Below are 21291 nucleotides of genomic sequence, written 5' to 3'. Positions count from 1 at the left end.
TTGCCCAGGGCCCGGTTCATCAGGCTGTTCTTGTCGAGAGAGGCCCTGGCCATCTCGTAGACCGGATCGCCGGGGCCCTGCCCCGGAAGCTCGGCCGCGGTGGAGGCGTCGTCCGGGCGGCCGCCCGTCTCGGGCTTCCTCTGGGTCCCGGCGGACAGCCGGGCCGCTCGCGCCGCCACGTCGTCCGGCGCGCCGACCCAGAGATCCAGCCCCAGCGGCCCGGCGATCTCGGTGGCCACGATCTCGCCCACGGTCTTGCCCGACACCCGGCGGATCACCTCGCCCACCAGGAATCCGTACGTCAGGGCGTGATAGCCGTGCGCGGTTCCCGGCTCCCAGATCGGCGTCTGCCCGGCGAGACGGTCGGCCATGGCGACCTGGTCCTCGAACTCCTCCGGCGGGACCTGCTCCTCGATCACGGGCAGCCCGCTCCGGTGAGTGAGAAGGTGCTCGACGGTGACGCGCTCCTTGCCGCCCCGCGCGAACTCCGGCCAGACGTCCGCGACCGGGGCGGTGACGTCGAGCAGCCCGCGCTCGGCCAGCAGCGACGCCGCCGTCGCGGTCACCGCCTTCGTGCACGAGTACACCAGTACGGGGGTGTCGCTCTCCCAGGCCCGGCCGGTGTGCCGGTCGGCGATCCCGCCCCACAGGTCCACGACGGGCTCGCCGTCCAGGAACACGGCGAACGCCGCGCCCAGCTCCTCTCCGTCGGCGAAGTGCCTGTCGAACACCTCACGCACCCGGGAGAACCGGGGGTCGCACGTCCCGTGAACCGTCGTCATAACCCGTCCTTAGGAAAATGAACGCTTGTTTGGCAAGCGAGCCTAACAATCGGGACCGTTCCGGCCCAGAGACAAGGGCTCGGAGGCGCCGGCCGTTTCCTCGGCGAAGGCCCGGTCGAGACCGTCCGGGCTCGGAGGGGACATTTGTCCTGCGGTATTCAGGATCGATGGATCTGCGCAGGCCGTTCGCGCCTTGACAGCGTGGAGGGCATGAGAGAAAAGGTGGTGGGTGCCGCCGTGGCGGCGATGGTCCTGCTGCCGGCGTGCGCGAACACGTCGGCGGGGCAGGCACGGGAGAAGACCGACGCGAGCGTGGTCCGGACCGACGCGGGGGCCGTGCGGGGGACGGTGGCCGGCGAACACCGGATCTTCCAGGGGATCCCCTACGCGGCCCCGCCGGTGGGCGAGCTGCGCTGGAGCTCGCCGGCGCCGGTGAGGGCCTGGACCGGGGTCAGGGAGGCCGTCAGGCCGGGCAGCATGTGCCCGCAGGTGGGGAGCGACTACGCGCAGGTGGCCAGTTCCGACGAGGACTGCCTGTTCCTCAACGTGACGGCACCGCGCACCCCCCGGAAGAACAGGCCGGTGATGGTGTGGATCCACGGCGACGGAGCCCTGGGCTCCGGCGACCTCAGCGATGTGCGCCGGATCGCCACTCGGGGGGACGTGGTGGTCGTCACGATCAACTACCGGCTCGGGGTGTTCGGAGGCTTCGGGTATCCGGGTCTCAGGGGGTCGGGCACGTACGGCCTGCAGGATCAGCAGGCGGCCCTGCGCTGGGTTCGCCGCAACGCCGCCGCGTTCGGCGGAGACCCGGCGAACGTGACGGTGTTCGGTGTCTCGTGGGGTGCGCTGAGCATCAGCGGGCACCTGACCTCGCCGGGTGCCAGGGGGCTGTTCGACCGGGCCGTCATGCAGAGCGGCGAGGGCATGATGGACATGCTCGCCGGCAGCCTGGGCGAGGGCGTCCCCGCCCACCCGTCCTTCGCCTGGCGCACGGTGGCGGAGGTCGAGGGGATGGGGACGCACGTGGCCCCGCAGCTCGGCTGCGAGGACCTTCGCTGCCTGCGCGCCCTCCCGGTGGAGAGGATCCTCAAGGTTCCGCAGATCATGAACATGTTCCAGACCTACGCCTACGGAAGCGAGACGCTGCCCGGGCTGCCGCCCGCGGAGTTCCGGGCCGGCCGGGCCCACCGGGTCCCGGTGATCTCCGGGGCGACCCGCGACGAGCACCGGATCTTCGTCGGGCTCTTCCACGACGTGGCGGGCAGGCCGGTCACCGCCGATCAGTACGGCACGCTGCTGAGGGCCGCGTTCGGCAAGGCCGCGGCGAGAGTGCGCGCGAAGTATCCGATCGCCGCGTACGGCTCGCCGGGGCTGGCCTGGGCCGCCGTGGTCACCGACCGCATGTGGGCCAGGGCCACCTTCGAGCAGAACGAGCTGCTCAGCGAGAGAGCGCCGACCTACGCCTACCAGTTCGCCGACCGTGAGGCCCCGATGTTCCTGCCGCTGGGGACGGACTTCCCCTGGGGCGCCTACCACGCGGGTGACATGCCGTACCTGTTCACCGAGAAGGAGGTCGTCTTCACCCCGGCCCAGTGGAGGCTGTCCGACCAGATGATCGCCTACTGGACCAACTTCGCCCGCGACGGCGACCCCAACGGCCGGGGGCTGCCGCGCTGGGAGCGCTTCGACCGGGCCGCGCGCGTCCCCCACACCCAGTCACTGGAGCCGGACGCGATCGAACCGGTCGACTACGCCGCCGACCACAACCTCGCCTTCTGGCCGGCACCACGCGGCTGACACGGCGGCGCCGCGCCTTCGCGTGGTCGCCCGGGTGGACGGGCGTGGTCTTCGCGGAAGCCGTGGGCCTCCCTGTGTCAGCGGAGGCCCACGGCCTGGGTGTGCACCTGGTCGGCGAGAGAGCGGCGATCAACGCCGACCAGGTGGTCGTGGGGGATTTACGGGTAGGAGACGATCTTGGAAGGGATCGTCGCCGTGCCCTGGGCGGGTCCGCCGACGCCGTTGATCACGTGGTTGATCCGCCCGTTTCCTCCGAGAGAGACGGTGAGCAGGCTGTGGAACTTGACGCCAGGCTTCACCGGCACCTCGAACGCGTTCTCCACCTCGATCGTCGGGTCGACGTTGAAGTAGACGTAGCTGCCGAGTCCCCATCCCTCGTGGACGTTGACCGCGGGACCGACCTTGTAGGCCGCCCATCCCTTGGTGGTGCCGTTCATGTAGGCCGCCTGGTTCGGCGGGTCGTACGCCTTCTCGTTCTGGAAGAAGATCGTCCGGCCGCGCTCGCCGTACCACTCGACGTCGTACTTGCGGAAGTGCTCGACGAACAGGCCGGTGGCCAGCACGTCGTCACCGTTGACGATCAGACCGGTCTCGGCGGTGTTGACGTTCCAGCCGATGCCGTCGCCATGGTCACCGCGCCACAGCCAGGTGTGGTCGATGATCACGTCGTCGCTGTTGATCACCACGCTGGTGGTGGCGTTTCCCGCGAAGGCGCCGCCGATCCGGACGAACACGTCCTGCAGCGTGGTCGGGTTGGCGGCGTGGTCCGCGCTCGACCCCTGCGGGCCGACCTCGATGAGCACATCGGACTTCTGGGGACCCGCGTCGACGAGGAAGCCGGCGAGCTTCACGCCGTCCACGTCGGCCACCTTGACCGCGCTGACGCCGCCGCTCGGGATCAGCGTGGCCAGACCGAGGCCCAGGACCACGGTGTTCGCGCGGGTCACGTTGATCGGCTGGTTGATGTTGTAGATGCCGGGGGTGAGCAGCAGGTGCAGGCCCTGGGCGAGCGCGGCGTTGATGGTCGCGGCCGTGTCACCGGGCTTGGCGACGTAGAACTGGCTGAGCGGGATGGAGGTGCCGGGGGTGGAGCCGTTCGCCCAGCTCACACCGCGCGCGTCGGTCCGCTTAGACGGGACGAACACCCGGTAGCCACTGGCGTCCGCGTAGAGATACGGCTTCTCACGGCTGATCGGCGTGGTGTTCAGCGTGGTGTAGGGCGGCTCGGGGAAGGAGTTGGCGGGTGCGCCCACCACTCCGGAGAAGACCATGTTCCACACGCCGTTGACCCAGCCGCCGATGGTGCTGTCACGGGTGTACCACTGCTGCTGTGAGTACGGGCCGACGGCGCCGTCGATCTTGCTGTCGGCGATGTAGCCGCCGCTGGCCCAGCCGTAGCCCGTGGGGGCCAGGTTCAGGGCGCCCTTGATGTGCATGCGGCGGAACGGCGCGGCCTGGGAGACCGCCCACTGGTTGGTGCCACCGGGCGGCTGGACCGACAGGTTCTCCGTCGAGCGCCAGAAGTTCTGGGTGGCGTTGCCGCCGAACCAGCCCGCGTCGACGGTCACGCCGCTGAGGGTGACGTCGTCGGGGTTCTGGCCCAGACCCATGATCGAGGTGTAGAAGCCGACCTTGGCGTTCACGTTGTAGGTGCCGGGCTTGAACAGGAAGGCGTGGCGCCCGGTGCCGAACTGTGCCGACTCCTGCTGAGTGAAGACCGCGTCCAGCTGGCTCTGGATGCCGGCGCTGGACATGGACGGGTCGAAGACGTGGACGTTCGGGCCCAGCTCTCCGCCGCCGGTCGGGGGCGGATCCGTCGGACCGCCCGTCGTGGTGGTGTGCACGGCGAACTCCCACAGTGAGTATCCGTAGGCGGTGGCCCGCGCGGTGCCGTTCATCCGGACGTACCGGCCGGAGCCGCTCACGTCGTAGGACTGGTTGCCGCCGGTGGCGCCGGTGACGGTTCTGAGGTCCGTCCAGGTGGTCCCGTCGGCCGAGGCCTGGAGCTTGAAGGCGGTCGCGTACGCGGCCTCCCACCTCAGGTCGATCTTGCAGATGTTCTGGACGGAGCCGAGGTCGACCCGGACCCACTGCGGGTCGGCGACCGCGCTGGACCAGCGGGTGCCGTTGTCGCCGTCGAAGGCGGCGGAGGCGGGGGTGCCCGCGTTCTCGGTCGACGAAGCGCTGGAGGGCTTGTTCAGCGCGGCGTTGGTGGTCGCGCACTGGCCTCCGCCGCCGGGGTCGGTGCCGCCGATGGTGCCGACGACCTGGAACTCCCACAGGGAGTAGCCGTAGCCGGTGGCCCGCGTGACGCCGAGCATCCGGACGTACCGGCCGGTGCCGGTGACGGCCCAGGTGTCGATGCCGCCGTCACCGCCGGTGACGGACTTCAGGTCGGTCCAGGTGGTCCCGTTCGAGGAGGCCTGGATCTTGTAGGCGCTGCCGTAGGCGGCCTCCCAGTTCAGCGTCACCTGGCTGATGGCGGCCGAGGCTCCCAGGTCCACCTGGAGCCACTGATCGTTGGTGTTCGCGCTCGACCAGCGGGTGCCGGTGTTGCCGTCGACGGCGCTGCCGGCGGGGGTGCCGGCGTTCTCGGTCGACGAGGCGGTGGCGACCTTGCCCTGCGACAACAGCGTATCCGCGAAGGCCGGGGCGGACGGTACTGCGACCAGGGCTGCCAGGACCGCTGAAGCGGTCCATAAAACGGCAGGACGGAATAGACCTCTCATGCATGTCTCCACAAAGGATCCGGGGGGTGAAGGGGTCTAACGGCGGGCAGGAACCCGACTTACGACACGCTGTAATCCATACCTTATTTTGCTATTTAATTTAACTCCTAAGAAACATTAGGGTCAATAGGTGGGGGAGTCGCGGTTGGTCGGGCCGAGGTGGGGGCTCCACGTCGATCTCAAGTGCCCCGCGCCATGGGTACGCCCCGGTGCGGAGGTGCGCCTTCGGCGCGTTCGTGCCGGAGCCGGCCCGATGGCCGGGGCACGGCGAACGCCCCGTCCGGGGAGACGGTCGTCCAGCGGGGCAGGGCGCCGTCACGGCATTCGTGCCGCTGTGTTGTGGATCACGCGATTCGCGGCGAACTTTTCCGGGCCCGGGTGGATCTCAGGGATGTGAAAACTTTCCTGCGTACCCTGTTCGCCGGTGGCGTGGCCACGGCTGTCGTTCTGTCGTCCGGGATGGCCGCCGACGCCGCGGCCTATCCGAGGTACGAGGCGCCGAAGACCTTCGGCACGACCTTGCAGGCCGATCCCGGGCACGACTTCACCAAGCGCATCAGCCCCCGCCGCAACGGCATCCTGCGCGGCTGGGTCACCTATGTCAGCGGCACCACGGTCGAGTACGAGCCCATCAGGTGGAAGAAGGGCACCCAGACCGAAGGCTGGTTCGTCGGCCCGCCGGAGAACGACGCGATGGCCTACTCGTCGCGCGTCGCCAGGGGCGTCGTCTTCCTGTCGGCGTCCGGGTGCAAGGTGTCCGGCGGCGAGCCCACACTGGCCCGGAGCACCGGGCTCGGCGCCAAGCGCTGCTCACGGGCCGTCCTGCTCAAGCGATACGCCCGCAGCGGCCACCCCTCACTGATCACCGTCTATCGCGGCGAGATCGTCAAGGTCCAGGAGATCTTCACCCCCTGACCGTCGCGGGCACGACCTGACTCACCTCGCCGCGGGAACCCGCGTACGGCGTAGCGCGGTGGCCCCGCAGGCTCGCGGCCGCGGTCGGTCCGCGGGTCCCGGGGGCGGGTGCGAGGTGGTCTGGCGGATCCCGTCGGCAGAGATCGCGATCAGTCGGATCACCCGCGTCAACGGGACTCCCCCCACACCGGCCGGTCCTTGTCGGGATCGGGAGGAATGGAGAGGATCGCGGCGACGCTGTCCCAGTCGGCGGTCTCGACCCCGTCGGCCATGAGGCGGAGAAGCGTGGGGATGTCCTTGTGGGCGTCCAGCAGAGCCTCGGTGCCTTCCATGACCCGGCCGGAGACGAGCTCGTACCCCGTGCCGTCGCCCTGCCCCTTGAAGAACGCCGTCGCCTCCTTGCCGGTGCCCCAGAAGTCCCCGATGCTGTTCAGCTCCGCCGCCGCCTGTCTGACAGCGTCGGCGAGCTCACCTCTCTCGACGTCGAAGGCATCTGCGACAGATCGGAGGTGACGCGGGTAGATCTCCATGGGCAGGCGGAGCGTCATGCCCACCCGGAGCCCGTTCGGGTCGTTGAGAACGTCGCGGTTCGCCTCGTAGATGCTCTGCCAGCGGGAACCGTCCTCGAAGAATTCGTCGGCGATCTTCCACAACGAGTCGTACTCCCCGCCGGGAGGCGTCACCGTGATGGTTTCCGGTGGCTCTGTCGATTCTGGTGAGGACATCTGGCGTCACCCGGCAATCAGGTCGGTGGTTCGGCGGTGTCAGCCCGCTGGTTTGTGGGCCATCGTGAAATAGAGAAGGGCCCTGCCCAGGGTCTCCTTCCACGTGGGGATGAGCTCCGCGTGGCTCTGCCCGTTCAGGGCGTCGTACGAGGGGCCGTAGCCGATCGAGCCTCCGGCCATCCTTCCCAGGAAGGACTGCAGTTCGGCATTTCGGGTGACCGCCTTGATCGCGGGCGTGGCCGCGTCGGACACGCCGTAGAAAGCGATCGAGGCAGCGAACTCCTTCAGCGCCTTGGTGCCGTTGTCGCCGAGTGAACCCGGGTTCTCGCCTCGCAGGGCGCGGACGCCGGCCACCGTCGCGACGTCTCCCACGGCGAAGAACGTGCTGCCGATCGTGTATTCCGTGAGTTTGCTCAGCACGATCTTCGCGGTGGCGTGTTCGAGAAGCTTGGCGAGCAGTTTCGCCTGCGCCCGCCGGATGAGGAACTGCGTCAGCTGGCCGGCCGCTCCGGCCTGCCAGGGAAAAGTGGTGAGGAAGACGAAGCTGGCGAAATTAGCCCATGCCGCCGTCCAGTACGCGTGCTGCGCCGTCTCGATGATTTCGGCGTACTCGTAACAGGCCTGGCTGTTCCGCCGGCAGGCGAGGGCGAGCCTGTCGGGGAAACTCGTTTCCGGAGGGCGCGGGTAGAGCTTGGAGATCATCGCCTCCTTGAACGCCTCCACGCTGTCGCCGCCGTTCTTCTTCCACACCGCCTCGGCGAACGGATAGGTGGTGTCCGGGTTCTTCTCAAGGCGGTCGGCGAGCCGTGCCCAGACGTCTCCCGCTTGGCGGGAGCGGGCCGGATCACCGTCCGGATAGTCGACCGCGAGCATTTTGAAGACGAACGCCGCCAGGCCCAGCGTGCCGAAGCCGTATACCGAGACGCGTCCGGGACTGACGCTCAACGGATGACCCCGGGAGCGCTCGCGGCCGTCATGCGACGTGACCGATCGCGCGGGGAGCATGCCATACGACGCTCACTACTCGCCGTGGGACGGCAGGACGGTTTCGAGCAGGGTATCGGCGACGTAGGGATTCACCAGCTCTTTCACCTGTTTCTCAGCGTCTCGGGCCGCTTCGCCGGCCGCCTGGAGGATGGCCGCGGCCAGTTCGGCGGAGCCGAGCCGCATGGCGCGAGGATCGATCGTGAGGCTTGTGAGCGCGCCCGCCGGCGACGCCTCGACGGCGACGTGTCCCCGCGCCGCCTCGCCTCGGCCGCGGACTCCGGCGATGCGTTCCTGAAGTTCCTCGAGCCCGGTGACTTCTTGGCCGAACTGCTCCAGAAGCCTGTCGAGTTCTTCGTCGCCGCTCCCGCGAAGCGCTTCCATGGGTGACTTCATGGTGCTCCTGAGCATTGGGATGATTGAAAGCTTGAAGCGATCAAGTGGTTGCGCGTGACGTGGCGGGCCGGCCGGTCGCCAAGGGGGGGACGCCGCACCGTCGCGGGTTGCGGGAACGCCGGTCGTCACCCGCCCCAACGTAGATCGTAAAGTGATATTTAGCAATATAGCCAGTAGGTATATAGGGTTTTTATGGGCAGAGGTCCCCGCGTCCTCGACGGCATCTCCTGGATCCTGCCGCCGGCGCGGCGATCGGAGGGCGCGCGTCCCGCGCCCCCTCTTCCGGCTTGTCGCTGTGGCTCCGTGATGGGAACGGACGTCTCGCAGGCCGGGGTCGGTCCGCGGGTTCCGGGGGGCGGGTGCGAGGTGATCCGGGCGGGGGCAGAGTTGACCTGTGACCGCCGCGACCTCGCGGCGGAGGGGAGGGAGAGACGACCATGAGCACACGACGGCTCGAAGACCTGCTGGGCATCGAGCATCCGATCGTCCTGGGCCCGTTCGGCGGGGGACTGTCCACGGTCGCGCTCGTCGCCGTCGTGTCGGAGAGCGGCGGGCTGGGCTCGTACGGCGCGAACAACCTCGGGCCGGAGCAGATCACTGAGGTGGTCGGGGAGTTGCGGGCCGCCACCGCCCGGCCGTTCGCGGTCAACCTGTGGGTGCCTCAGCCCGGCGAGAGCGACCGGCCCGATGACCTCGCCAGGCACGTCGAGCGGCTCCGGCCGTACTACGAGGAACTCGGAGTGAGTCCGCCGAACCTGGACGAGCCTTTCGGCCAGGACTTCGACGCCCAGATCGAGGCGCTGCTGGCGGCGGAGCCTCCGGTGATCAGTTTCATCATGGGCGTGCCGCCGGAGCGGGTGATCGCGGAGGCGCGCGGGCGCGGGATCGTGACGATCGGCACGGCCTCGACGGTTGACGAGGCCGTCGCGCTCGAGGCGGCGGGGCTGGACGCCGTCATCGCCTCCGGCAACGACGCCGGTGGGCATCGGGGCTCGTTCCTGCGCCCGGCCGGTGAGTCGCTCGTCGGCACGTTCTCCCTCGTGCCCCAGGTGGCCGACGCCGTCTCCGTTCCGGTCGTCGCGGCGGGCGGGATCGCCGACGGCCGGGGCGTCGCCGCGGCGCGCACCCTCGGCGCGGACGGCGTGCAGATCGGAACCGGCTTCCTGATGACCGCCGAGGCCGGCGCGAGCCCGGTGCACAGGGCGATCCTGAGCGGCCCCGAGGCGAGGGTCACCGTGCTCACCCGGCTGTTCTCCGGACGTCACCTTCGGGTGATTCCCAACCGGTTCGTTCGGGAGGAGGCGGCGTTCGAGGACGACGTCCCGCCGTACCCCTTCCTCAACAAGCTCATGCTGCCCATCCGCAGGGCCGGGACGGCGGACCATTCCAGCCTGCTGTCGGGGCAGGCGGCCGCGCTCGCCCGCCCGCGTCCCGCCAAGGACTACTTCGACGAACTCGTCTCCGACACCGAGCGGATCCTGCGGGACCGCGCCTGACACGTCCGCCACGTAACCGGGTGTCGCCCGGGAAGACTGAACCGTGTCGGGATACGTTGAGATATGGACTCTGGTTTCAGCTATTTCGCAACAGACGATGCAGTTGATCCCGCCGGGGTCGCCCAGGTGGTCGAGCAGCGGGGTCATTCGATGCTCCTGTTCGCCGAGCACACGCACATCCAGGCGGGCGCGCCCCTCATGCGAGAGGGCCACCCGCTGCCCCGCAAGTACTGGCACACCTATGACCCCCTGGTCTCGTGCACCGCCGCGGGTCTGGCCACGACGCGACTGCGGGTGGGGACCGGCATCTGCCTGATTCCCCAGCACCACCCGATCAGCCTCGCCAAGTCGGTGGCGAGCGTCGACGCCCTCACGGGCGGGCGGTTCGAGTTCGGGGTGGGAGCGGGCTGGAACGAACCCGAGATCCGCAACCACGGGGTCGATCCGGCACGCCGTTTCGCGCTGATGAAGGAGTACGTCGAGGCGATGCAGCAGATCTGGACCCGCGAGGAAGCCGAGTATCACGGCGAGTTCGTGTCGTTCGATCCGCTCTGGTCGTGGCCGAAGCCGGCGCAGCGACCGTACCCTCCGGTGCTGGTCGGCGGCATGGGGCCCAAGGTGTTCGACCGCGTGCTGGCCTACGGCGACGGCTGGTTGCCGACGTACGGACCCGGCATCCTGGAGCGGGTGCCGGAGCTGTTCCGGCGCGCCGAGGAGGCGGGGAAGCGGGTGCGGGTGGTGATGATGGCCATCCCCTCTGATCCCAAGGTGATCGAGGCGTGTGAGCGGGCGGGGGTCGGCACCGTGCTGTCGACGCTGCCGTCGACCGGCCTGAGCCGCGTCGAACTCCAGATGGACGCCTTCGAGACGGCCCTCGCGGAGATGCGAGGGGAATGATCTCGGCCGCGCGTCGCACCCGACCGCCTTCCCTCGCCTGATCTTCTCGTACGCCACTCCTCGCGGGGAGCGGCGGTGAGCCGACGCGGCCTTCTCCGGACGTTCGTCCCCGTGGCCTGTCGCGCGGTCAACGTGGTCGAAGCCCGTTCCGAGGAATCGGGTAGGTTCTCGTAAGTGACTGTCCTTCTGCCCGGTGTGGCGCTCACCGACCACGTGTTCACCGTTCCCCTCGACCACGCCGATCCGGACGGTACGACGATCGAGGTCTTCGCCAGGGAGGCGGTGGATCCGGCCAGGCAGGGCGAGGACCTGCCGTGGCTGGTCTTCCTGCAGGGCGGTCCGGGCGGCAAGTCACCGAGGCCGACCGAGGCCGCCGGCTGGCTGGGACACGCGCTGAAGACCCACCGGGTGCTTCTGCTCGATCAGCGGGGGACCGGTCGCAGCACTCCTCTCACCGCCAAGACGGTGACCGGCACGGACGCCGAGCGCGCCGCCCACCTCAAGCGTTTCCGCGCCGACTCGATCGTGGCCGACGCCGAGCTGATCCGGCGTGAGCTCTGCGGTGACCGCCCATGGGAGACCCTCGGGCAGAGCTACGGCGGGTTCATCACGCTGACCTATCTCTCCCGGGCTCCCGAGGGTCTCAAGGCCTGTTACGTGACCGGAGGCCTGGCCGGGCTCGACGCCACCGCCGCCGACGTCTACTCCCGCACCTATCCCCGGGTCCGCGCCAAGGCGGACCGCTACTTCGCCCGCCACCCCGCGGACGCGGGACGCCTGAAGGAGATCGCCGACCACCTGCGCCGCGAGAAGGTCCTGCTTCCGGACGGCGACCTGCTGACCGTGCGCCGCCTGCAGAGCATGGGCATGTGCCTGGGGATGAGCGACGGAGCCGGATACCTGCACTGGGTGCTCGACGAGGCGTGGACCGGAGGGAAACTCTCCGACCTGTTCCTGTACGAGGTCATGATGGCCACCGGCTTCGTCGGCAACCCCCTCTACGCGGTCCTGCACGAGTCGATCTACGCCCAGGGCGCCGCCACCGGGTGGGCGGCCCACCGGCTGCTGCCCGGGGAGTTCCACGAGGACGCCGAGCCGTTGCTGCCCACCGGCGAGATGATCTACCCCTGGATGTTCGACGAGATCGCGGCCCTCCGTCCTTTCAAGGGCGCCGCCGAGATCATCGCCGCCGACTCCGGCTGGCCGGATCTCTACGATCCGGTGCGGCTGGCCGCCAACCGGGTTCCGGTGGCCGCCGCCGTCTACTACGACGACATGTACGTCGACGAGGGGTTGTCCATGGAGACCGCCCGCAGGGTCGGCAACGTGCGGGCCTGGGTGACCAACGAGTGGGAGCACGACGGCGTCCGCGTCTCCGACGGCAAGGTCCTCGCCCGCCTGATGGGCATGATCGACGGCGTTCACGGCTGACGTCCGCGTCCCGTCCGCGGGCGCCGGGAAAGGGCGCCCGCGGACGGGACGCGGAGCGCCCTCCGGGGTGGCGTGGCCCGCAGGTCGCACACGCGCCACGCGTGAGCCCCGGCGGGGAAACCGTCCCGCCCACCGGACGGCGGGGCCTTCTCAGGTTGCCGGCGCCTCGACCAGCGGCAGCCGTACCTGGAAGCGGGTGTTCCCCGGTTCCGATTCCACCCGCAGGTCACCGCCGTGACGACCGGCGACGATGCGGTAGGAGATGTCCAGGCCCAGCCCCGTGCCCTCGCCGACCGACTTGGTGGTGAAGAACGGCTCGAAGATCCGCTCGCGCAGGCTCTCGGGCACGCCGGGGCCGGTGTCGCCGATCTCGATCAGCGCGACCGTGTCGTGTTCGACGGCCGTGCGGACGGTGAGCCTGCCGGTGCCGGCCATCGCGTCCAGGGCGTTGTGGATCAGGTTCGTCCACACCTGGTTGAGCTCCCCGGCGTAGGCGGGGATCGGCGGCAGCTCGGGGTCGTAGTCGGTGACCACGCTGATCCCCGGCGGGATCTTGCCCCGGAACATGGTGAGCGTGCTGTCCAGCAGTTCCCGCACGTCCACCGTCTGGTACGGCGTGCGGTCCATCTGGGAGTACTGCTTGGCGGAGGCGATCAGCGAGGAGATCCGCTCGGTCGCGTCGGTCACCTCGTTCAGCATCTGGGAGATCTCGGTGGCGTCGGCGAGCCAGTGCATCGCGCCGTTCAGGTGCTCTTCCCCGACCGTGGTGCGGACGTCGTCCAGGTCGCCGAGGGCGAACCTCGCGCCCACCAGCGGCGGTGCGAGCTCCCAGGCGTCCTCCACCCCGGCCTCCTCCAGCGCGTCGGACAGTTCGTCCTCGGCGTCGGAGATTTCCAGCGGGGATCGTCCGGGGGCGTCCGAGGCGCTCTTCGTGCACTTCTCCTGCAGGTCGATCAGCGTGCGCAGCCGGGTGGGCTCGATGCCCGCCTCGATCAGGCCGGCGAGCTCCTCCCGTGCCGACTTCACCTTGTCCCGCAGCTCGCCCACCGCCCGTACGGCCGCCGCCGCCGGGTTGTTGAGCTCGTGGGTGAGCCCGGCGGTGATCGTGCCGAGCGCGGTCAGCCGCTGCCGCCGGTCGATGAGCTCGCGCTGCGCCATCCCGCCGATGCGCGCGCCGTCGAGCAGGTGCACCGCCATCGGGAACCACTCGTTGATGACCTGGCCGTATATCTCGGCCGGGAGGACGAAGAACCGTGAGGGCTTGGTCGCCTGCAGCGAGTGGGCGTAGGTCTGCGGCGAGCGCTCCTCCAGGTAGGCGGAGAAGGCCCCGCCGTAGACCCCGGGCTGGGAGGTGGGACTCATCGCGATCGGCCCGGCGGGGGTCTCGACGGTCATCATGACCTCGCCCTCGATGAGGACGACGAAGAATTCGGCGGGGTCGCCCTGCTTCACGATCCGCTCGCCCGCGTCGAAGTCCTGCTCGGTGCCGTAACCGGCGAGCAACGCGAGCTTCTCGTCGTCGAGCTTCTCGAAGAGGAACAGCCCCTTGAGCACGTCCTTGCCGATCGCGCGACCCCCCTGGCCGACCCGGCCGCCGGAGACGTTGTCTTGTTCCGTCATGTCTTCTCCAGGTAGCGGTGGACGAGCGCCACGGCCATCGCGCCCTCGCCGACCGCCGAGGCGACCCGCTTGATCGAGTCGGCCCGGACGTCCCCGGCGGCGAACACGCCCGGCACGTTGGTCTCCAGATGGTACGGCTCGCGCCGGAGCGGCCAGTTGCGGGGGCGGTTCTCCGTGGCGGTCAGGTCGGGCCCGGTGAGGACGAAGCCCTTGGCGTCGCGCTCGACCGTGTCGCCGAGCCAGTCGGTGAACGGCTGGGCGCCGATGAAGACGAACAGCCACTCGGCCTCTCTCGTCTGCTCGCCGTTCGGGCCCTTCAGCGTGATCTGCTGCAGGTGCCCCTCGCCCTCCGCGCCGATCACCTGGGTCTCGGTGTGCACCTCGATGTTCGGGATCTGCGCGATCTGCTCGATCAGGTAGTGCGACATGGTCCTCTCCAGCCCGTCGCTCCTGACGATCAGGTGCACCTTGCTGGCGAACCCCGACAGGTAGACCGCGCCCTGTCCGGCGGAGTTGGCCGCGCCGACGATGTAGACCTCGCGGTCGCGGCACTCGGACGCCTCGATCATGGCCGCTCCGTAGTAGCAGCCGCTGCCGATGAAGTCGTCGAGACCGGGGGCGTTCAGCCTCCGGTAGGAGACGCCGGTGGCCAGGATGACGGTGTGCGCGGCGATGCTGCCGCCGTCGGCGAAACCGACCACCTTGGTCTGGCCCTTGACCTCCAGGCTGGTGACCTTGCGGGCGGTGAGCAGCTCCGCGCCGAACTTCAGGGCCTGGCGGCGGGCGCGGTCGGCGAGCTGGGAGCCGGAGACGCCGTCGGGGAAGCCCAGGTAGTTCTCGATGCGGGAGCTCTGACCGGCCTGCCCACCCGAGGCGTGCTGCTCGACCATCACGGTGCTCAGCCCCTCGGAGGCGCCGTAGACCGCCGCGCCCAGCCCGCTGGGGCCGCCGCCGATGACGATCAGGTCGTAGAAGTCGGTGGCCGGAGCGGTGGACAGGCCGACGGCCTCGGCCAGCTCGGAGGTGTTCGGCGCGACGAGCTTCCTGCCCTCCGCGGTGATGACCAGCGGCAGCTTGGCCGGGCTGATGTCGCTCACCTCGCCGGCAGCGGCGAGCAGCTCGCCGCCCTCGGGGGTGTCGGCCAGCAGCCAGCGGTAGGGCACCTGGTTGCGGGCCAGGAAGTCACGGACCTTGTAGGACCGTGACGACCAGCGAGCGCCCACCACCCGCAGCTCGTCGGTCTCGCGCCGATCCGTCCGCTGCCAGGCTTCGAGCTGGGCGTCCAGCACGGGGTAGAACTTCTCCTCCGGCGGGTCCCACGGCTTCAGCAGGTAGTGATCGAGGTCCACCACGTTGATCGCCTGGATCGCGGCCTCGGTGTCGGCGTAGGCGGTGAGCAGAACGCGGCGGGCGTACGGATACAGGTCCATGGCCTGCTCCAGGAACTCCACGCCGTTCATCTGCGGCATGCGGTAGTCGGCGAGGAACGCCGCGATGTCGTCGCCACGCAACCGCAGCTCACGGACGCTCGCGATCCCGTCGGCAGCGGTGTCGGCCCGGACGACGCGATAGGACTGTCCATAGCGGCGCCGGAGATCGCGTGCCACGGAACGCGAGACGCCCGGATCATCGTCGATCGTCATGATGACCGGCTTATCCATACGCTGTCTCCCCCAAAATGGCGACAATCTCCCTCGAAGAATGTCATATCTATTTTCCAGCAATCCTGCCATCAGTAGGTGAGCGGCAGGTTAAGATCCGGCCCCCCGACGGCACGGAGAAGGGCGGCCGGGCGGCCGTGGCCGGTGCGCAGGCGCCTGAGCTCGGGGTCGGCGGCCCAGATCTCGCGTAAAGAGTCGTGCCCGACCCGGTCGGCGATGATCTCCATGGCGATGTCGTTCCTGATGTATTCCGCCGCCATCATGACCACGGCCGGATCCTCGGTGTAGACGCCCCAGGCGGAGTCGTCCACGAACCCGCCGATCAGGGTCTCCCGCCGGTCGCCGACGATGACCAGGAGGCGGTAGCCCAGGCTCTCCAGGGCTACCGCGGGGGGAGGGAACCGGTGCTCGTACAGGTGCCCGACCGGGTCCGCGGTGGGTCCGAAGTGCATCACCGAGGTGTCGACCCCGCGCTCGACCGCCCGCTTGGCCAGGGGGGACAGCCGCTCCATCTCCTGCGGCCAGATCGACAGGAACAGGTCGGTTCGTGATCCGGCCACCACGTCCTCGGCCCGGGTGAGCAGGGCCCTCGCGTCCTTGAGGTTGTGGGTCAGGTGGGCCTCGGGCGGCGCCATGATCGTGGGAAGCGAGGACTCCAGGGACTCGACCGAGTCGTCGAACTCCCGGCGCATGCGCTCCAGCAGCGATCTGGGCGGCAGCGGCAGGTAGTCGGTGGCGTCGTCGGAGCCGTGCAGCTCGTAGGCGGCGCCCTTGGACACCAGCTTGCCCAGCGTCTCGTAGACCGTGCTGCGCGGCACGCCGGAACGTTTGGCGACCTCGTAGCCGTTGAGTGGCTTTCCGGCGCCGACCAGGGTGATGTAGGCCTTGGCCTCGTAACCCGACATGCCCAGGCGCTGCAACTGCTCCACCACGTCCCGCATCGCAGTTATGGTACGGCTCGCGGTAGCTGTTTAGTGCTGTCCTAAAGCACCTGATTTGACTTAATTTGCGTCATATCAGGTCGCGGGCCGTGAACGCGCCGCCAAGAACGGTGAGAGATGTCCTGGTCATCCGGCTGGAAATCGCTTCCCCGCCGCGGTTGATTCCGCCGAACAGGCCGGGCCGGAGGTCGCCCGCCCCGATAGCGGCAGGTGAGAAGCCTCTTCGGGACGTGAAGATCGATGCGGTGGTCGGTCGAGCCTGGCGTTTTCCGGTTTTCGCATAAACCGAATCAGGTTCAATAGACGTGAACTCAGACGATAGGAGCGCGAAAGGCCGCGAACACCCCCGGCAGGATGTTCGCGGCCTCGCGCAGGGCCTCGCCGTGGGGTGGGTCAGACCTGACCGGCCTTCGCCAGGGCGGTGCAGCAGGTGTCCACGATGAGACGGGTCACCAGGTAGGGGTCGACGTTGGCGTTCGGGCGACGGTCCTCGATGTAGCCCTTCTTCTCGACCTCGACCTGCCACGGGATGCGGACCGAGGCGCCGCGGTCGGAGACGCCGTAGCTGAACTCGCTCCAGGGGGCGGTCTCGTGCTGGCCGGTCAGGCGGTCCTCGATGCCGGCGCCGTAGGACTTGACGTGCTCGGCGGCGTTGGCGGCCAGGGCCTCGCAGGCGGTGATGATCGGGTCGTAGCTCTCGCGCATCGCCTTGGTGGAGAAGTTGGTGTGCGCGCCGGCGCCGTTCCAGTCGCCCTTCACCGGCTTGGCGTCAAGCGTGGCGGCGACGTTGAAGTCCTCGGCGGTGCGGTAGAGCAGCCAGCGAGCGATCCACATGTGGTCGGAGACGTCCAGCGGGCTCGCCGGGCCAACCTGGAACTCCCACTGGCCGGGCATGACCTCGGCGTTGATGCCGGAGATCGCCAGACCGGCCGCCAGGCAGTAGTCGAGGTGCTTTTCGACGATCTCGCGGCCGAAGACCTCGTCGGCGCCGACGCCGCAGTAGTAACCACCCTGCGGGGCGGGGAAGCCGCCGCTCGGGAAGCCGAGCGGGCGGCCCTCCTTGAAGAAGGTGTATTCCTGCTCGATGCCGAACCACGACTCCTGGTCGGCGAACTTCTCGGCGACCTCGACGAGAGCGGCGCGGGTGTTGCTGGCGTGCGGGGTCATGTCGGTGTCGAGCACCTCGCACAGCACCAGCACGTTGCTGCCGCCGCGGATCGGGTCCGGGCAGGTGAAGACCGGCTTGAGCACACGGTCCGAGGAGGAGCCGTCGGCCTGGTTGGTGCTGGATCCGTCGAAGCCCCAGATCGGGAGCTCCTCACCGTCGGCCAGGATCCTGGTCTTCGAACGAAGCTTGGCGGTCGGCTTGGTGCCGTCGATCCAGATGTATTCAGCCTTGAAGCTCATCTACGGAGTCCTTGCGAAGGGAGGGGCTGCTGCACAGCAAGAGTCGCAAGTCGCGATTTCGCGTCTGTTGCCCGTATGTGAACAGGATGTTACCCAGGGCCGTTCGGGCAGGTGAAAGCTCCGTGAAAATAACGCACAACGGTGTTCTGGGGCTGTGAGCTGGTCGTTCGCGGGCCGACGGCGGCGATCACCTGGCGGATGGACGCGATGGGCGGCCGGACGCTAGGGGACCCGGGCCACGGCTCCGAGGATGCTCGGCTGGTTGAAGTCGATCGTGACGTCCTCGTCGAACTCCGGTCGCCAGGCCTCGACCGGGACGATCCCGGGGGGCAGCACGTCGAGCCCGTCCAGGTAGGCCGCGATCTGGGCGGGGCCGCGCGAGGTGAGCGAGCCGGTGGCGGTGGAGCTGTAGACCTGCTGCGCCCTGTCGTGCGTCTCCTGGCCGGCGTGGCCGGCGAAGCCGTGGGACAGCACCAGATGGCTGCCCGGCGACAGCGTCTCACGCACCGCGGCGACGATGGTCTCGGCGTCGTCGTCCTTGGGGACGAAGTGCAGCATCGCCAGCAGGATCAGGGCCACCGGCCGGTCGAAGTCGATGGTCGCCCGCACCTCGGGGTGGTCGAGCAGGGCCTTCGGCTCGCGCATGTCCGCCTGGACCACGGTGGTGTGGGGGTTGTCGATCAGCAGGGCCCGGCCGTGGGCCAGGACGATCGGGTCGTTGTCCACATAGGTGACCTGCGCGTCGGGGATGATCCGGTGCACGACCTGATGGACGTTCTCCTGGGTGGGCAGCCCCGAGCCGATGTCGAGGAACTGGCGGATGCCCTGGCCGGCGAGCTCGGTCACCGCCTTGCGGAGGAAGTCGCGGTTGGCCCGCGCCATCATCCGGATGCCCGGGACGACCTCGATGAACTCCTCGGCCGCGGCGCGGTCGGAGGCGAAATGGTCCTTGCCGCCGAGGTAGTAGTCGTACATGCGCGCCACGCTCGGGATCGTGGGGTCGACTCCCGGGGGTAACTGCTCCTCGGTCATGACATTCTCCTTTTTTGTCTGATTGCTCAGACGCAGTGGAGATGCTAGACGATCATCGGCCTGGACGGACCCCGTTCACGTTCTTCCCTGGAGTGAGGGGCGGACGTCGATGACGGTCATGCCGGCGGCGAGCGCGGCGCCCACTCCCTCGTCGGTGTCCTCGTAGGCGACGCAGGCGTGCGGGGCGACGCCCAGGAGCCGGGCGGCGAGCAGGTAGACGTCCGGGGCGGGCTTGCCGTACCGCACGTCGTCTCTCGTCACCACGGTGTCGAAGAGCGGGAGCAGGCCGGTGACGCGCAGGGTCTCCTCCACCGACTGACGGGACCCTCCCGAGGCCACCGCCATCGGCACCCGGCCCCGGTGGGCCTCGGCGATCGCGCTGACCTGCCGGTGCGGGGTGACGGTGTGGATCAGCCACTGGTAGGCGTCCAGTGCCGCGGCCTGAACCGCCCGATAGTCGAGTTCGGTGCCGGTCTCGGTCTCCAGCTCGGCCAGCAGGCGGTCGGCGGACAGGCCGGTGCGGGCGCGGTACCAGGCCGGATCCAGTTCGACCCGCCAGGTGGCCAGAGCCGTCCGCCAGGCGCTCTCGTTGGCGGAGGAGGTGTCGACGAGGGTGCCGTCGCAGTCGAAGACGAGTGCGGTGTACGGCGGGACGGGCTGAAGTCGCTGATCGAGCATGGGCACCTAACGCGTGACGGTGAACCGGGTCAAACTCTATCGCGCACCATATGCGGCGCGTTGCCGGTCAAATGGGAGGACGTTGTGTTTGCGTCTTGACGGCGGCCGAAGTTAAGAATAATTTTCACCCATTCGCTTATCGGGTGAAAGGAATGCCTGTGGCAGCAGGAGCCCTCGGGCGCATCCAGACCGAGACGCCCGGCCTGCCGGAGGCGCTCCGCCGAGTCGGCGAGGCCATCCTGGCCGACCCGGCGGAGGCCGCCCGGTCCACGATCATCACGCTCGCCGAGCGGAGCGGCAGCTCACCCGCCACGGTCACCCGTTTCTGCCGGGTGTTCGGCTTCGCCGGGTACGCCGGGCTGCGGGTCGCGCTGGCGACGGAGAACGGGCGCGCCGCGCAGGCCAACTGGGACGCGGGGGTGGGCCACGAGATCGGTCCGACCGATCCGCTCGACGCGGCGATCGGCGTGATGGCCGCCGCGGACTCCCGGCTCATCCAGGAGACCGCGGTCCAGCTCGACGCGGACACCGTCGCCAAGGTCGCCGACGCGATGGTCGTGGCGCGGCGGGTCCTGATCTTCGGGGTCTCCACCAGCGGGGCGGTGGCCTCCATGATGGGCGGACGGCTCCGCCGGATCCGGGTTCCCTGCTGGAGCCACGCCGACGCGCACGAGGCGCTCGCCGACGCCGCGCTGCTCGACGAGGGCGACGTCGCGATCGGGATCTCCCACCAGGGGCGCACCCGGGAGGTCCTGGAGTCGCTCGCCGAGGCCGGAGACCGGGGCGCGCTGACCGTCGCGGTCACCTCCTTCGCCCGGTCCTCGCTGGCGGAGCTGGCCGATCTGGTGCTGACCACCGCCAGCCGCGAGACCACCTTCAGACTGGGCGGCCTGGCGGCCGTCCACTCCCAGCTCTTCGTCCTCGACGCCGTCTACGTCGCGGTCGCGCAACGCACCTACGAGAAGACCAACGAGGCGTTCGAGCGGACGATCCGGGCACTGGAGAGCCACCGCGTGGAGAGGAGCTGATCGTGGACATCGGAGCCGGTGACTACGTCCATGAAGTGAGAGCCCTGATGGACGAGGTCGTCCAGACGCAGGGGACCGCGGTCAAACAGGCGGCCGCGTTGATGATCGGATCACTGCGGGACGGCGGGGTGATCCAGGCCTTCGGCTCGGGGCACTCCGAGGCGATCGCGATGGAGATCGCCGGGCGCGCGGGCGGGCTGGTCCCCAGCAACCGGCTCGCGCTGCGCGACGTCGTCCTGTACGGCGGGGCGCCGGTGACCGTCCTCGGAAACGGGGCCGAGCTGGAGCGCGACCCCACGATCGCCCAGAAGATCTACGACCTGGCCCCGGTCCAGCGGCAGGACGTGTTCGTGCTGATCTCCAGCTCGGGGGTGAACGGTTCGGTGGTGGAGCTGGCCTCCATCGTCAAGGAGAAGGGGCACGACCTGATCGCCCTGACCTCCGTCCAGCACAGCACCGCGATGACCTCCCGCCATCCCTCGGGCCGCAAGCTGCTCGACCTCGCCGACGTCGTGCTCGACAACGGCGCCCCGTACGGCGACGCGGTCCTGCCGCTCCCGGACGGCGGCTCGTTCGGCGCGGTCTCCACGATCACCTCGGCGCTGCTGGCGCAGATGGTCGTGGCAGAGGTGGTGCGCGGCCTCATCGAGGAGGGCCAGACGCCGCCGATCTACCGGTCCGCCAACGTGATCGGCGGCGACGAGCACAACCGGGCTCTTGAGAACCGCTATGCCGGAAGGATCCGGCGAGGTGCCTAACCACCCCCTCC

The 21291-nt window shown here is 69.2% G+C and carries 17 protein-coding genes and 1 pseudogene; 7 read left to right on the top strand and 11 right to left on the bottom strand.

Features of this window, described 5'->3' with window-relative positions:
• Positions 1-155: 155 nt before the first annotated feature.
• Positions 156-782: pseudogene (locus J2853_RS24925) on the bottom strand (serine hydrolase domain-containing protein); the annotation flags it as partial.
• A gap of 210 nt (positions 783-992) precedes the next feature.
• Here J2853_RS24925 and J2853_RS24920 point away from each other — a divergent pair.
• Complete coding sequence (locus tag J2853_RS24920) at positions 993-2582, top strand: carboxylesterase/lipase family protein (protein WP_307561899.1); 1590 nt, start codon at positions 993-995, stop codon at positions 2580-2582.
• Between the two features lie 158 nt (positions 2583-2740).
• Here the strand turns inward: J2853_RS24920 and J2853_RS24915 are convergent, their stop codons facing one another.
• On the bottom strand, positions 2741-5311 hold the full coding sequence (locus tag J2853_RS24915; RefSeq protein ID WP_307561897.1) for a discoidin domain-containing protein: 2571 nt from the start codon (positions 5309-5311) through the stop codon (positions 2741-2743).
• 393 nt (positions 5312-5704) lie between these two features.
• Here J2853_RS24915 and J2853_RS24910 point away from each other — a divergent pair, with 393 nt between their 5' ends.
• The gene (locus J2853_RS24910) at positions 5705-6226 is read left to right on the top strand and encodes a hypothetical protein (RefSeq protein ID WP_307561896.1); all 522 of its coding nucleotides are present in this window, start codon (positions 5705-5707) and stop codon (positions 6224-6226) included.
• A 167-nt stretch (positions 6227-6393) separates the two neighbouring features.
• On the opposite strand, the gene J2853_RS24905 is transcribed toward J2853_RS24910, so the two are convergent.
• The 3 genes from J2853_RS24905 to J2853_RS24895 form a co-directional block, all read right to left on the bottom strand.
• On the bottom strand, positions 6394-6951 hold the full coding sequence (locus tag J2853_RS24905; RefSeq protein ID WP_307561895.1) for a LysM peptidoglycan-binding domain-containing protein: 558 nt from the start codon (positions 6949-6951) through the stop codon (positions 6394-6396).
• 39 nt (positions 6952-6990) lie between these two features.
• The gene (locus J2853_RS24900; RefSeq protein ID WP_307561893.1) at positions 6991-7896 is read right to left on the bottom strand and encodes a WXG100-like domain-containing protein; all 906 of its coding nucleotides are present in this window, start codon (positions 7894-7896) and stop codon (positions 6991-6993) included.
• A gap of 75 nt (positions 7897-7971) precedes the next feature.
• A complete protein-coding gene (locus J2853_RS24895; protein ID WP_307561891.1) occupies positions 7972-8460 on the bottom strand; it encodes a YbaB/EbfC family nucleoid-associated protein in 489 nt (162 codons plus the stop codon).
• Between the two features lie 308 nt (positions 8461-8768).
• On the opposite strand from J2853_RS24895, the gene J2853_RS24890 reads away from it, so the two are divergent.
• The 3 genes from J2853_RS24890 (at position 8769) to J2853_RS24880 (ending at position 12155) form a co-directional block, all read left to right on the top strand.
• A complete protein-coding gene (locus J2853_RS24890; RefSeq protein WP_307561889.1) occupies positions 8769-9827 on the top strand; it encodes an NAD(P)H-dependent flavin oxidoreductase in 1059 nt (352 codons plus the stop codon).
• A gap of 63 nt (positions 9828-9890) precedes the next feature.
• Positions 9891-10724, top strand: a complete 834-nt coding sequence (locus J2853_RS24885) for an LLM class F420-dependent oxidoreductase (protein WP_307561887.1) — start codon at positions 9891-9893, stop codon at positions 10722-10724.
• Positions 10725-10898: 174 nt separating this feature from the next.
• Positions 10899-12155, top strand: a complete 1257-nt coding sequence (locus J2853_RS24880; protein ID WP_307561885.1) for an alpha/beta fold hydrolase — start codon at positions 10899-10901, stop codon at positions 12153-12155.
• A gap of 150 nt (positions 12156-12305) precedes the next feature.
• On the opposite strand, the gene J2853_RS24875 is transcribed toward J2853_RS24880, so the two are convergent.
• The 6 genes from J2853_RS24875 to J2853_RS24850 all read right to left on the bottom strand — a co-directional run bounded on the left by J2853_RS24875 (position 12306) and on the right by J2853_RS24850 (position 19494).
• Entirely contained in the window at positions 12306-13775 is a 1470-nt protein-coding gene (locus J2853_RS24875; RefSeq protein ID WP_307561883.1) for an ATP-binding protein, read from the bottom strand.
• Positions 13772-15436, bottom strand: a complete 1665-nt coding sequence (locus J2853_RS24870) for an NAD(P)/FAD-dependent oxidoreductase (RefSeq protein WP_307561882.1) — start codon at positions 15434-15436, stop codon at positions 13772-13774. Before J2853_RS24870 ends, J2853_RS24875 begins: the two co-directional genes overlap by 4 nt.
• 71 nt (positions 15437-15507) lie before the next feature.
• Positions 15508-16377, bottom strand: coding sequence for a TrmB family transcriptional regulator (locus J2853_RS24865; protein ID WP_307561880.1), 870 nt, complete (start codon positions 16375-16377; stop codon positions 15508-15510).
• Between the two features lie 393 nt (positions 16378-16770).
• Positions 16771-17784: a glutamine synthetase gene (gene glnII / locus J2853_RS24860; protein WP_307561878.1), complete on the bottom strand. Its 1014-nt coding sequence runs from the start codon at positions 17782-17784 to the stop codon at positions 16771-16773.
• A 222-nt stretch (positions 17785-18006) separates the two neighbouring features.
• Positions 18007-18816 (bottom strand): SAM-dependent methyltransferase, encoded by an 810-nt coding sequence (locus J2853_RS24855; RefSeq protein WP_307561876.1) that lies wholly within the window; start codon positions 18814-18816, stop codon positions 18007-18009.
• A 75-nt stretch (positions 18817-18891) separates the two neighbouring features.
• Complete coding sequence (locus J2853_RS24850) at positions 18892-19494, bottom strand: HAD family hydrolase (protein ID WP_307561874.1); 603 nt, start codon at positions 19492-19494, stop codon at positions 18892-18894.
• A gap of 152 nt (positions 19495-19646) precedes the next feature.
• Here J2853_RS24850 and J2853_RS24845 point away from each other — a divergent pair, with 152 nt between their 5' ends.
• Complete coding sequence (locus J2853_RS24845) at positions 19647-20522, top strand: MurR/RpiR family transcriptional regulator (protein WP_307561872.1); 876 nt, start codon at positions 19647-19649, stop codon at positions 20520-20522.
• 2 nt (positions 20523-20524) lie between these two features.
• Complete coding sequence (locus tag J2853_RS24840; protein WP_307561870.1) at positions 20525-21280, top strand: sugar isomerase domain-containing protein; 756 nt, start codon at positions 20525-20527, stop codon at positions 21278-21280.
• Positions 21281-21291 lie beyond the last annotated feature (11 nt).

Origin of the sequence: Streptosporangium lutulentum, from assembly GCF_030811455.1 — a bacterium.
Taxonomy (GTDB): Bacteria; Actinomycetota; Actinomycetes; order Streptosporangiales; family Streptosporangiaceae; genus Streptosporangium; species Streptosporangium lutulentum.
This window is presented reverse-complemented; position numbering and strand designations above follow the sequence as displayed.

What these genes read in the sequence shown, in the direction of transcription:
- J2853_RS24905 (WP_307561895.1), bottom strand. Translation starts at nt 6,951, where the DNA reads ATGTCCTCACCAGAATCGACAGAGCCACCGGAAACCATCACGGTGACG.
- J2853_RS24870 (WP_307561882.1), bottom strand. Translation starts at nt 15,436, where the DNA reads ATGGATAAGCCGGTCATCATGACGATCGACGATGATCCGGGCGTCTCG.
- J2853_RS24915 (WP_307561897.1), bottom strand. Translation starts at nt 5,311, where the DNA reads ATGAGAGGTCTATTCCGTCCTGCCGTTTTATGGACCGCTTCAGCGGTC.
- J2853_RS24845 (WP_307561872.1), top strand. Translation starts at nt 19,647, where the DNA reads ATGCCTGTGGCAGCAGGAGCCCTCGGGCGCATCCAGACCGAGACGCCC.
- J2853_RS24850 (WP_307561874.1), bottom strand. Translation starts at nt 19,494, where the DNA reads ATGCTCGATCAGCGACTTCAGCCCGTCCCGCCGTACACCGCACTCGTC.
- J2853_RS24920 (WP_307561899.1), top strand. Translation starts at nt 993, where the DNA reads ATGAGAGAAAAGGTGGTGGGTGCCGCCGTGGCGGCGATGGTCCTGCTG.
- J2853_RS24865 (WP_307561880.1), bottom strand. Translation starts at nt 16,377, where the DNA reads ATGCGGGACGTGGTGGAGCAGTTGCAGCGCCTGGGCATGTCGGGTTAC.
- J2853_RS24885 (WP_307561887.1), top strand. Translation starts at nt 9,891, where the DNA reads ATGGACTCTGGTTTCAGCTATTTCGCAACAGACGATGCAGTTGATCCC.
- J2853_RS24875 (WP_307561883.1), bottom strand. Translation starts at nt 13,775, where the DNA reads ATGACGGAACAAGACAACGTCTCCGGCGGCCGGGTCGGCCAGGGGGGT.
- J2853_RS24855 (WP_307561876.1), bottom strand. Translation starts at nt 18,816, where the DNA reads ATGACCGAGGAGCAGTTACCCCCGGGAGTCGACCCCACGATCCCGAGC.
- glnII (WP_307561878.1), bottom strand. Translation starts at nt 17,784, where the DNA reads ATGAGCTTCAAGGCTGAATACATCTGGATCGACGGCACCAAGCCGACC.
- J2853_RS24890 (WP_307561889.1), top strand. Translation starts at nt 8,769, where the DNA reads ATGAGCACACGACGGCTCGAAGACCTGCTGGGCATCGAGCATCCGATC.